8 protein-coding genes and 1 CRISPR repeat array (1 of these 9 running past the window's edge) are annotated in these 12,444 nt (G+C 59.9%); all 8 genes read right to left on the reverse strand.

Features of this window, described 5'->3' with window-relative positions:
• Nucleotides 1-26: 26 nt before the first annotated feature.
• The 8 genes from cas2e to cas3 are packed head-to-tail and all read right to left on the reverse strand — an operon-like array spanning nt 27 to nt 9,839.
• A complete protein-coding gene (gene cas2e / locus A4H34_RS10300) occupies nt 27-431 on the reverse strand; it encodes a type I-E CRISPR-associated endoribonuclease Cas2e (protein ID WP_064232072.1) in 405 nt (134 codons plus the stop codon).
• A 14-nt stretch (nt 432-445) separates the two neighbouring features.
• The gene (gene cas1e / locus A4H34_RS10305; protein ID WP_064232030.1) at nt 446-1,393 is read right to left on the reverse strand and encodes a type I-E CRISPR-associated endonuclease Cas1e; all 948 of its coding nucleotides are present in this window, start codon (nt 1,391-1,393) and stop codon (nt 446-448) included.
• A gap of 4 nt (nt 1,394-1,397) precedes the next feature.
• A complete protein-coding gene (cas6e, locus tag A4H34_RS10310; RefSeq protein ID WP_064232031.1) occupies nt 1,398-2,330 on the reverse strand; it encodes a type I-E CRISPR-associated protein Cas6/Cse3/CasE in 933 nt (310 codons plus the stop codon).
• 16 nt (nt 2,331-2,346) lie between these two features.
• Nucleotides 2,347-3,192, reverse strand: a complete 846-nt coding sequence (gene cas5e / locus A4H34_RS10315) for a type I-E CRISPR-associated protein Cas5/CasD (protein ID WP_082903209.1) — start codon at nt 3,190-3,192, stop codon at nt 2,347-2,349.
• Between the two features lie 3 nt (nt 3,193-3,195).
• Nucleotides 3,196-4,335, reverse strand: coding sequence for a type I-E CRISPR-associated protein Cas7/Cse4/CasC (cas7e, locus tag A4H34_RS10320; RefSeq protein WP_064232032.1), 1,140 nt, complete (start codon nt 4,333-4,335; stop codon nt 3,196-3,198).
• A gap of 49 nt (nt 4,336-4,384) precedes the next feature.
• The gene (casB, locus tag A4H34_RS10325) at nt 4,385-5,002 is read right to left on the reverse strand and encodes a type I-E CRISPR-associated protein Cse2/CasB (protein WP_231871035.1); all 618 of its coding nucleotides are present in this window, start codon (nt 5,000-5,002) and stop codon (nt 4,385-4,387) included.
• A gap of 59 nt (nt 5,003-5,061) precedes the next feature.
• Complete coding sequence (gene casA / locus A4H34_RS10330; protein ID WP_064232033.1) at nt 5,062-6,711, reverse strand: type I-E CRISPR-associated protein Cse1/CasA; 1,650 nt, start codon at nt 6,709-6,711, stop codon at nt 5,062-5,064.
• Nucleotides 6,711-9,839 (reverse strand): CRISPR-associated helicase Cas3', encoded by a 3,129-nt coding sequence (gene cas3 / locus A4H34_RS10335; protein ID WP_231871036.1) that lies wholly within the window; start codon nt 9,837-9,839, stop codon nt 6,711-6,713. The genes casA and cas3 overlap by 1 nt, the downstream gene beginning before the upstream one ends.
• Nucleotides 9,840-9,957: 118 nt before the next feature.
• A CRISPR array of direct repeats spans nt 9,958-12,444; the repeat unit is 28 nt; unit sequence GTCTTCCCCGCGCATGCGGGGGTGATCC (it continues 1,512 nt past the right edge of the window).

Raw genomic sequence — 12,444 nt, forward strand, 5'->3', positions numbered from 1 at the left:
AACTCTTCTCTTACTAAAATGCGGTCCTATCGTCGTCGAGAGCCTCCGAAACGACGCCTTCGCGCGGCGATCGACCATGACTCTTTCGGGGCCGACGAAACGCCCGGCGCGGAGAAGCTCTGCGCCCCTTTGCCGTTGCGCCCGCCGCCTTCGACTGCCTTCCAAGGGCTTTGCATGACGAGCATTCCTTCGACGTCGAGCGGCGTGCGGTCGTGCCCAAGCGAGAGAATCGCACATCGCTGTTCCGACCTGACCGGATAGATCATCAACGCTCTGCCTTGGCCGAGATTCTCTGCGATGAGCTCCCACACCTGATCCCTGACGCGCCCCGAAAGATGCCCCACGAATACGCCTGTCGAGACTTCGAGCAGCCACCGGGTCAACGCGCCGCGAAGCCCGGCGGGCGCCGCAGAAAGGATGATTACGACCATGCGGCTGCCCAACCTTACTCTTCGTCGTCCAAAGACTCCAAGGCAAGCGCGTGGTTCATGCCGCCCGCGATGACCTTGCGCTGGTAGTCCCACAGAGAGACGACGTTCACCTGGAGGTCTTCCTCCTCGTCGACCTCGAAAAGCTTGTGGATGTCGCGCACCGACCGCTCGATGACCTTCAGTTCGAATATTCGGTCGCGGACCCGGCGTCGGGTTGTCGCGGCAATGTCGCTCATGTCTTCGGCGACGACGTCGAAGGCGATCGGTATCGTCACGTCCGCCTTGTAGAGATCGGCGACGTCGTAGACGAAGGAACGCTCGTGACCTGTGTGAACGAATCCCAGCCCCGGCGAGCATCCCAGTGAAACGACGACGGCGTGGATCACCCCGTATAGTGCGGCGTGCGCGGCAGACAGCGCCTGATTGATCGGATCTGAGGCGTCGAAATCGTCGTACTCGTACTCGCGGCGCTTCCACGGCACCCCTGTACGCTTCGAGTTCTCACGGTAGACGGAACGAATGCGGGCGCCTTCCCGTCCCCGCAGCTGTTGCATTGTCAATCCGTCAACGTCTTCGCCTGCAAAACGCATCGTGTACATTTTCCTCGCAACCGCCAGCCGCTTTTGCGGAGAGGAGACACGAGCCGCTTGCTCCACGAGCAGCCTGCTCGACGTCGCCAGGGACCTGCCGTGAGCGTAGTAGCGAACCCCGCGCTCGCCGACCCACACTGCGGTGGTGCCGCACTCGCCCAAAAGGCACATCGCCTGGTGGCTCACCGAGGTCCCCGGGCCCAGCAGCACCGCCAAAAGCGACGCAGCCGGAACGCGAACCAAGCCCTTGTCGTCGCGCGCCGTCACAGCGCCGTCCTCACGATGGACGACGCAATGCTCCAAGTAGAGAAAGGACATCCGGTCGGCTGCGCGAGGAAGCGCCGTGACGGGAACGGGAAGCAGGCGCGCCATCGCTTTACTCCCTCGGGAGCGCCAAGGTCATGAGACCGCAGCCGTATGCCTTCGACGGGCCGAGCCCGTTGATGAGCATCTGGCGAAAGGCCCTGACGTCCTCGATTCGGAGAATGCCTTCGTAGACGACGCGTCCAATCGTAACCCTGCCTGACTTCTGGGTCTCGCGATCCTTCCTGTCGAACACAGGTTTTTCGCGCCGGATAACCAAGAGCGAGGCGCGATCATTCGGATCATCGTCTTGCTCGGCTGACCCTTCGAGCGCCTCGGCAGCAACGACGTTTTGCTCGCGTGCAGCGGCGCCTCCCAGTTTGCCGTTCTCCCCCAATTCGACGCGCTCGGCCCGGCCATCCCCGCTGTGCCTCGTGAGCCCCGGCCCGGCGGACGCCATCGGGATCGAGAACCCCTGCTTCTCAGCGCGCCTGAGCAGCCAGTCTCTCTGCTGCCTCGCAGTCACGTGTCCGTACCGTTTGCCCCGCTTGTCCGGCCCCCTGTTCTCGTTGTGAACGGGATTCGCCGCGAGCCTGAATGCCCACGTTTGACCTTCGGCGAGCCGGGAAAGGAAACCTTCATAATCGAGCGTGCGAGCCAGCTGCGACGAAGTCGCGTCCGCCTCAATTTGCGACATGTCCGGACGCATGGGCGAGAGCACGTACAGGGCGACGCCGAAGCCCCCCTGGTCGACCCGCCACAGCACACGTCCAGCCGCAGAAGTTTCTGCGCGGGCCGACGACGCTTCAACACCAATCGACGTCGGGGTTTCGGCATGTGCAGGCAAATCCTCCGACGTGCTTCCGGCCGGATCTCCCCGGTCGCCGTCGATACTCCGGCCGAGATCGCACGCCTTCATGACGACCGCGTGCATCACCTGCGGCGAGCCGAGCAGCCTTCTCGCGAACCGACGCCGCGGATCGAGTTCTATCTTCGTCAGATACATCTTCCACCTCGCATGGCTAATTCTCCTCAGACAGCTCCGCCATCGGATTATGATGGTCGGGCCCGGTTTCCCCAGACGCATCGCCAAGGCCCATGTCCAAGCCGACTTCGGAATCACGCCCTGGTACAACGTCTAGTTCCGCCATCGGGTCATGATGGTCTTCGCCCTGCCCAGAGCGCGTCGCCGAGCCTTCCTGCAAGGCTTCGTCTTTCACTCTCAACATGTGCCGCTCGATATCCCGGAAGGAATACTCACGTCGTCGCGGATCAAAGGAAAGTGGAACATCGCGACTGCCCCGAAGGTCGTTTGTGTGCTCTCCTTCGGGCACAGCGTCTTTGTCAAGGAGAATCTCGACCTCCCCGATGTCGGGATTGCGTTTTCGGTACCAATACGAAGCCAGCCAGGGCTCATCTTTAAGAGCCTCGAGAAGATCCGCATCGCGCAGACCAAGCGAAACGGGAAGAGCCGGCGGGCACGAACGCCGTCCAAGATAGAGAGGGAAAGAAGGGTGCCGCACAAAGTGGTCGAGCCGCTCGATCACTGCGCTCTCCCCCTCTATTCCTGCCAAAAAAACCGCATCGGAAAGGTAGTAGCGGTTGGACAGCGGCATCGATTTGGAACCGTCGAGCGTGTGCGCCGTATGAAAGTCGCGCACCACGGTTCCCGGTTGGTCCTTTCGCACGCCAAAACGCAGCGTCAACAGGTCCTCGATTGGGTCAGTGCGCCGCCTGCCGGCAGCGGCGGCCAGCATGCCGAGAATTCCGCTTTTTGAGGGGGCGAGTTCTGTAGCGCGCACCGTGAATCGGGATTTGACGCCCCAGGCCTGCAACGGGCCCGCGAGCCGCAAGAGCAGTACCGCCATCGCTCACTCCGAGGCTGGAAGGCGTGACTCGACGACGTCGCGCACTTTGCCTGTGAGGTCGTTGAAAGCGACTTGCTCCCCGAGAGACTCCGCCCCTTCATAGTCCCCGAGGCTCACCACAAAGGCGCGCCGCGGCTTAACGCCAAAGGCTTCCTCCAATTGCTTCTCATGTTCAACGAGTTTGCGTACAGACTTTGCCACGAATCCCTCGGTGTCGCTTTTGAGGACCGGTCTTTCAAAGGCGCCAACGAGTGAAACAGGCTGGTCGTCGCGCACCTGAACAGCCACCATGCTGGGCAGCGTCCGATTGGCGAAGGTGTTCTGCTTGCCCGTCGGCATCGTCTTGACAAAGGCTTCGATGAAGGAGGTCAGCGCTCGAAGCGTCGCCTCAGCATCACCCAGATTCTCATGCAGCAAGTCGAGATTGACCGTGGCGTACCGGTACATCGTTGCGGATGAGAACTCGATGGCTCCCATCATTCCTGCGCCAGCGTCCTCTCTTTCTTCGGCGCGAGATTTGTCGTCGTCAACGGCGGTGAAGAAATCGAACTCGTTCTCGGCCGCATGCGTCGAGATCGCGTGGGCCACTTGACAGGCGGCATCGACATTGAGGTCGGCGTCATCAGCGACCATGCGGCCGAAGAGGGCAACGTCAATCGAGTTCTCGGACTTGAAGACCTTCTTAACTTCCTTCTTGTCCAACTCTTCGCCAGAACGGGCACTCTCCACGGCCAGTTCCGCAAGCTGTGCTATTTGTCTGTTGGAGAGGAACAGAAGATAGCTGGATTCCTTAGCCTTCTTTGATGCTTCCTCGCTCTTCTTCGCCCTCGGCTCGCTCAGATTGATTTTGGCGGCTTTGAAGACCTCTTCGGCCAACCCCTGAGCATCGTTTTCAAGGTCTTCCGCCTGACGGCCTATTTCTTTGGCGAGAATGCTGACAACGCGTTTGGTCCGCATGCCCAGATCCTCTTTGTCGAGGTGCGCGTCGAAATAGCTCCGTGTGACGTGTTTCCACGCCTGGCTCGAGACCCTCAGGCGCTTCACGCCGCCGTACATCGCGGACTTCGGCGAACCCGTGTCGTCACGATTGACGCAGCTGGGCGGGATGTTCTGGATAATGTGAACATCGATGTAAGTGCTCATTTTCTTCCCCTATTTTAGGTTGTTTTGTGGCGCTTTTAACGCCCGAGTTTTATTTGGCATCCGAGGACGGGCTGGAGCTAGCAGGAGCTTCGACGTCGACGGACTCGGCCTCGTTGCCATCTGGTTTCCGAAGATTGTAGAAGTCACGCGACCATCTGCGTCTGACTTTCTTATCACCACCCGGACGTCGGAACATCACGAGGTCGTCGGCAAAGGCAGCGTAGTCAAAACCGATGTCTTTCGATCGAAGGAGCTGGACGAAAGAACGGAGGTGGCTGCGCAGCTCGTCAACAGTCGAAGCGGTGACCAAAGCGTTGAAGCGACTGCGAGCGGAAGGGTTCTCATTTTCCGTTCCGATCAACTCGCGGGCAGCTCTTCCAAATCCGAAGCCTGGCTTATGCATCGGGCCGGACCGCGATTGCTGGTGAATCGCGTACAGAGTCATGGCGATATGAACGGCCGTCTCTTCCGGCGTCGGAGCGTCGGAAGCGCTGTCGGGAACATCATTCACATGCGTATAGTCCCAGATGTCGGCGATCTCGCCTGGATCCGCGTTTACTCCTCGGCGCAATTTCGCGAGAGCTGCGCGAGCCGACGCTTTGTCGGTCAAGACGCCTTTTTGCAAGTCTTCAATGCGGCGGCCGACGGCAACAGCAGTCTTGCTCAAGTATCGCCTCCTAGAGGGAGACACATTTTTCGCGGGTTGAGTTTCTATGGCATTCATTGTCAGTCCTTTTTAGATTCAGGTTGCGAATCAGGGCGGGCAGGTAGAGTCTCACGGATTGAAGCTTCAAACCAGGCAAGCGAGATTCCGACGTCGATATGGCGATTCCCGTCCGCCCGTCCGGCATACGCCGACGGCGCCACCGACTCGACGAGTCTGTCGCATTGCCCAGTGGCGGTTTTGCGAAGCCTCTCGCGCCACCGCCACTTTGCTTCGTCGGGGGCCTCCTCACCGGCTAGCGACGCGAGCCATCGCGGGAATTCCTCGTCAATGACCAAATAGAAAGCAGTCGCAGCTTGTTCCCGTGCAGCCTGCACCCTGTCGGGGTCGGCGCCCTGCGCCTTTGCAAGATTTCCGCCGAGGTTCCGCAGCGACGAGGCAACTCTGTCCGTCTCTTTCATGGCGTCTCGGACAATCGCGAGATAACGGGAATTGTCCTTTTCCAACAGCTTGGCGGGAACCTTGAGGACGTCGTCGACATGCTCCTCAACGACCGCTTCTTGGGCCCCGTACTCAATTCCGACGCAATGAACGGGAATCAAGCCGTCGTTGGGAACTATTTCATCAAACAACAGCTGCTGGTAGAAGTCGATGACTCCGGCCGCCTTGTACTTCGTTTCCTTCTTGCCGTCCATTCGAACGACGGTTTCGCTGAGCTCGGAGACCAAGGTGGACAAGCCCCTCCACATCGCTCGATCTTTGGGGAACTTGTACGGCATGAAAACGTCGAACTTAAACTTCTTTGTTTGAGGATCGGAGTACCGCCAGGCTGTCATGGGTTCGTAAAGATAACGGTTCTGTGGAGTCGCCTTGTCGCCATTTCCAAGGAAAAGTCCCGTCACACCAGAGTCGTCGCCGTGGAGCAGTACGCGTCTGGTTTGCCAGGTGTAGCAAGAAACAGGGCCCGTCGGGTCCAGGTCTCGGTTGCCTGCGGGGCCGCCGGGTTCGCATTCCCACGGTGGCAGATCCTTATCCGCGTCGACTTTTTCCTTGAGAGAATCGACGACGCCCACCACGACCGTATTGAGAAGTATCGTCTCGGCCAGGTTATTTCCTTCGATCATCACGACGCCGATTTGACCGCTCCATCCGGGGCCGATTGGGTAGCCCTTGCCTCCCTTGACCTCTGGATCCCCTACGGCACCGGAGCGGATGCCTGAAGGGTCAAAGGCGTGAACATGAACGAGCCATCGAGCAGCTTCGGACCAATCAATCCGATCGAGGCCCGGGCCGATTCTGGTGGTAAAGAAGGGCGCTCCGTTGGGAACGTCGACGATTAGCGACTCGAGATCCGATATCTTGCCCGATTTTGCATGGATACCGGCCACTTGGAAGAAGGGCGCCACAGGATCGCGCACATCAAATCGCTCCCTAAATCGTTCAAGATACGCAACCGTATCAACAGCCAGAAGTTCGGGATCGTTCCAATATGTTTCCCACGTTTCAACGTCCTTCGGGCCTCCCATTGCCCGATGCGCAATTGCCAGAAGCAAGCGCAGAATAGCAGCATCTTGCGACGCGATCTCGCCGTGAATCCCAGAAATGTCAGATGCCTCTTCGAATGCCGTAACGAGGGACACCTCATCAGGTTCTCCGCTCAAACGCGTGACTCGAATCCATGGTTCGTCGAGAAGATTGAAACTGTCGGCCATTAATCCTGGACCTCCATTAGCCCGGTTGTTGACGTGTATTCAATGGTAGCGCCATCCAGTTCGGCGCGTCCGTTGTTTAACAAAAGAAATAGCTGCCCGCGCAGATCGAGGTTCGTTTGCCACGAATCGACATAGAACCCTTCAAGCTCGCCGATCACGCGATCGATCGCCGACTGATTCGAGAATCTGGGTGGGAGCCTGACGGCCGACATCGCCATGGCTCGTGCCAAAGCGCGATCAGGTTCGCGACCCGTAGGAATCTCAATACTGGGAAAGCCTTGGGCGCTCGGGAGGGTTCGCAAGCTCTTTTGGCTTCCTTCTTTGCACACTTCGAGAAGGATCACCTCGAGGGAGTCTTCGCCGTCGCGCACATGCGCTCTTGCCTTTTCTTCGCTGTCATCGGCGAGCGTGCGCAGCCAATCGATGAGAGAAACGCGGTTGTCATTCTTCGGCTCGGACAGCTGATAGCCCTTGGCGGCATCCCCTTTCTTTCGTTCGGCTTCCTCCGCTTTATCACAGGCCTCTGCCACCGCTTGATTCCATTGCGCTGGAACATCGGGGTTCATCCCGTACACTGCCTCAATTAGTTCGCGCACGTCGTCCGGCACACGGACCACTCCGCCTTCTGCTGCGATCTTATTCAGTGCCGCAGCCGTTAAGAGCAAGTCTCTCTCACCGTAGATGTGCTTCGCACCCCTGTCGATCTCAGGCTCATCGTCCGAGGCCAACGGAAGACAGTCGACGTAACAGACCGGTCGCTTCAATTTCCCAGAACGACGCCGTTCGTGCCTGTGCAGACGCCCCATACGTTGGAGAACAAGATCGATTGGCGCAAGATCGGTCACCAACACGTCGAAATCGACGTCCAGCGACTGCTCTACGACTTGGGTGGCAACGACGATCGCGCGTTTAGGGCGCTTGGGGCTCTTACGAGGAGGACCGAACCGCCGAAGCAGGTCGGCGTCTTTACTCAGCCTGTCGGAAATGGTGAATCGCGAATGATTGAGGCTGACGTCGTCGCCAAAGACCTTGCGCAGTTCGTCATACGTTTCTTGCGCGCGACGCACGGTGTTGCGGACGACGAGGGCGCACCCGCCGTCGGACAAATTGTCTTTGAGCAGGGCGACGACGTCGGTCCCCTCGTCCATCCGTCTGATCTCAACCGAGCTGCGGCGGCCCGCAGCCTCAACGGCGACGACCTTCGTACCGCCTTCCCCGGACGTCACGAGACACGGAAAAGGCATATGCGCTTCTCGTGCCTCTTCCCGGGTTTGGGTTTCCCCGGGCACTTTATCTCGTCTCTTTTCGCACACGCTTTTCCGGGTCTCGTCGGGTACTTCATCCTGCTTCTCTTTGCACGAATCACTGTCCGAGACTAACTGCAGCCCTCGATCATAGGCATCGGCGAGCGCCGAACATCGCGCCTCGGAAAGAGTGGCGGAGAGAAGAATGACGGGAACTCCATATGCGGCCAGCCAAGTCAGGGATCTATCGAGGTAAGAGTTCATGTAGGTCGAGTAAGAGTGAACTTCGTCGACGATAACGACCTTCCGGCTAAGCCCCAAATGCCGAAGCATGAGGTGTGGCGCAGAAAGCGAGGCGAAGAGGAGATGGTCAATCGTGGTCACAACGAAATCCGCAAGCATAGACTTCTTCCGGCCCGAAAACCAGGCCATGATCGCGAGATCGGCGTCTGTGCCCTCGTCACGAAGGCAAGTTCCCTTTCTTTCCCCGTCCTGGTTTCTTCGCGCCCCTTTCCCGCCCGGGCTTGTACGCGTGCCCAAGCCGTCTTCTTCGTCCAAGCCGATCTGTCGAGGCACCGGAAGCGACGAGGACAGGGGATCCGTAGCCGGATCGCCATCGCCGCCCAGGCTCCCGAGAAGACGATCGCGGATCGCATATCCTGTTTTTCGCAATGCTCGGGCTTCCTCGTTGAGCTTAGCGCGTCCATGCTGGAGCTGAACGGCGAACGCAGAGGGCGCTCCAGCATCGCGATAGCTCTCCTCAATATGACCCAGCCAGTCCAATTCTCTCGAGAACATAGCGTCCGTCGTCGTTTGTGTTGGAAGCGCAAACAAAACCCCCGAGCGTCCAGTTCGAGCAGCCAAGACCTCGGCCGCCAAGAGGGCCGCCTCCGTCTTCCCCGAACCAGTGGCCTCCTGAACAATCATGAGTCCAGGAAGTTCCATCGAACGTGCAGCCTCCACGGCCGCGCGCTGGGCCGCCGTGGCTTTGGCACCGTCGGGCAAATCGAATCGCGTCTGAACGAGGCTGTCAGCGTCTTCACCGTCGTCCCGCGGACGCCAAGGCGAGGGAAGCTCTATTTTCGCAAGTCCGCTTTCGACTCGTTCTTGATGCTGTTTAGCATCAAGAAACTCGCTGCCGTCGTCCTCTAGGCGGCAAAGCGGAAAATAAGCTTCCGTTGAAGCAAGCCAATCCGACACGATTACAAGTCCGCAGATTTCGACAAGAAAAGGCTCGGACCAACTTCTATGCGACCATTCGTCAAGCAAATCGGCGACGCCGGCACGGTTGATCGCCATCTCGAGAAGTTCGGAGCGGACCGCACTCCATTCGCTGTCTCCGAGAAGATGGTCGCGCCCGTGCATGTTGAGGACCATTTTTGTTGTAGCGGGAATGCCGTGGTGCGCACCGACGACGGAAGCAAGCGCACGGGCCGATTGAATGCCCCAACGCATCGTCTTCCTAAGCCATTTTTCCACGATCATCTGGCCTGCCAGACCGTGGGGCGCTTGGCGGCGTTCGCTCGCATCGATCAGCTCGTGGCAAAGCCCAGCTTCTCGCATGCAATCGTCCAAAGCACCGACTTTAGTGCTGAAAGCCGGAGTGGCTTTGCCGATATCGTGAATGCCGGCCAACCACGACGCCAACGCTTTGAATTCGTCTGCCGGGAGGAGCCCAGAAGCAGATCCCGCGAACTCCCTTTCGATCAGATCGGGAATGGAAGGAGCAAGCCAGTTCGCTGCCAGGTGACGTGCAACCTCAGCTGCGTCGGCAAGGTGCAACCACAGAGGCAACCACCAAGCCAAGCCAGGTGAATCGTTGTCGTATTTCGACTTGGCCCAGACAGAGCGTGACTTAGAACTCAACATCAGCGTTGTTTCCACGAGGTCAATCATAGTCCTAAAACCCGGCGAAGGAATCGTTTTAAAGGATTAGGTTGGGAGTGAAGGAAAACTGGTAGGCTGGAAGACGACTTTGCCGGATTCCCGGGGGAATCTAACTGTCTTCCCCGCGCATGCGGGGGTGATCCCCTGTGCAAAACGCGTCTTGGAGATTTCTCGGTTGTCTTCCCCGCGCATGCGGGGGTGATCCGAAAAATCGACCCACCTTCACCTTCGAAATGTAGTCTTCCCCGCGCATGCGGGGGTGATCCGGATTGCTCCTTGGGGCGTTTCACGTTGATGCGGTCTTCCCCGCGCATGCGGGGGTGATCCCGGTTCGATGACATACGTGACCGAAACCTCAACGTCTTCCCCGCGCATGCGGGGGTGATCCCGACAACAAATTCGCGGCTCCTTGAATGTAGACGTCTTCCCCGCGCATGCGGGGGTGATCCTGCGAAGCGCTCGCTCGCTCATCAGCTGATGGAGTCTTCCCCGCGCATGCGGGGGTGATCCCGTCCCGTCGGCGTCCTCCACGCACGCATCGCCGTCTTCCCCGCGCATGCGGGGGTGATCCGACGAAATGAGCTTGGACGAGAAGACTCCCGCCGTCTTCCCCGCGCATGCGGGGGTGATCCGCAGCAAAGAAAGGAAAACAACAATGAAATACCGTCTTCCCCGCGCATGCGGGGGTGATCCATGTGCAGGCTGCGGCCAGCACGTCACACTCACGTCTTCCCCGCGCATGCGGGGGTGATCCGCGATCGAAGGGCTTCTCAATGGATGAAATCATGTCTTCCCCGCGCATGCGGGGGTGATCCCTCGGCCCTCCGCGCACGTCAAGAAGGCGCTGAGTCTTCCCCGCGCATGCGGGGGTGATCCGTACGCTAACTGGTTGATTGGCGAGATCCGCGCGTCTTCCCCGCGCATGCGGGGGTGATCCCGCGACTTCCCCGGCCCCTTTATGCTCGATTGCGTCTTCCCCGCGCATGCGGGGGTGATCCTTTAATGGGGTAGATGATGAAACTTCCAAACGCGTCTTCCCCGCGCATGCGGGGGTGATCCGGGATCGCCGCCGTAGAGGGATACCCACAGGGAGTCTTCCCCGCGCATGCGGGGGTGATCCCAAAGCGAAATCGACGTTCGTCATATAGAGGGTGTCTTCCCCGCGCATGCGGGGGTGATCCCCGTGCGTCGCCGACGTGTTGACGTCCGTTCCGGTCTTCCCCGCGCATGCGGGGGTGATCCTTTCGGGAGTCTCGTGAGCGATCTCCCGGAGCAGTCTTCCCCGCGCATGCGGGGGTGATCCGTCGGCATTTTGCATGGACGTTTTGTACGAGTTGTCTTCCCCGCGCATGCGGGGGTGATCCGTATCTCTCGCCGTCCGGCAGGATCGCCACAGCGTCTTCCCCGCGCATGCGGGGGTGATCCCGAGCCCGTTCTCGGCAAATACAGGAACCGGATCGTCTTCCCCGCGCATGCGGGGGTGATCCCCCGGGAGGGGATCATGACCAGCTCAAACTGCGGTCTTCCCCGCGCATGCGGGGGTGATCCGTACATGGCAGAGTCGAAAAACATCTCGTGCTTGTCTTCCCCGCGCATGCGGGGGTGATCCGTCTGGGATGAGGGCAATGTCCATCGACAGCGTGTCTTCCCCGCGCATGCGGGGGTGATCCCTTATTGTAGTACGGCATGATTTCGTTCATCTTGTCTTCCCCGCGCATGCGGGGGTGATCCTGCAAGATTGCAGACAAGTGGTTGACGATGGGGGTCTTCCCCGCGCATGCGGGGGTGATCCCATCCTCCTTACGCGTCCACGAACGTCGAGCTCGTCTTCCCCGCGCATGCGGGGGTGATCCGGGGTATGCACGGTATCTTCCCAACGAATTCGAGTCTTCCCCGCGCATGCGGGGGTGATCCCTGCACGCGTCGGCCGGTGAATTCTTTGAGTTTGTCTTCCCCGCGCATGCGGGGGTGATCCTCAAACGAACGGTGGACATCCGCCCGGGGGAGCGTCTTCCCCGCGCATGCGGGGGTGATCCTCTTCCTTCGCGCCGAACGCCAGCGTATTCGCCGTCTTCCCCGCGCATGCGGGGGTGATCCCGCGCTGAATTTGCGCCATCCCATGATCGTCGCGTCTTCCCCGCGCATGCGGGGGTGATCCTGCAGGAGACGACGGGGCCGTTTTCGAACACGTGTCTTCCCCGCGCATGCGGGGGTGATCCCCTCAGCTTGAGGCCTTGTATCGAAACGCTAAGGTCTTCCCCGCGCATGCGGGGGTGATCCGCTCCCAAGGAAGCCACCGATTGGCAGCAGCGAAGTCTTCCCCGCGCATGCGGGGGTGATCCGTCGGCGCGGATCCACAGGGGCTCGCCGTCGTCGTCTTCCCCGCGCATGCGGGGGTGATCCGAGACCCGTAGCGTGGACGTGAGCGGCGACGAGGTCTTCCCCGCGCATGCGGGGGTGATCCGGTGCATGACCGTCTGCGTGGCGGCCGCGCCGTGTCTTCCCCGCGCATGCGGGGGTGATCCTCGTCTGCTGGTGCGGATGCGCAACGGCAAGAACGTCTTCCCCGCGCATGCGGGGGTGATCCTATCCCATCGTCTGC

It is taken from the genome of Peptidiphaga gingivicola (genome assembly GCF_001652275.1).
Classification (GTDB): Bacteria; Actinomycetota; Actinomycetes; order Actinomycetales; family Actinomycetaceae; genus Peptidiphaga; species Peptidiphaga gingivicola.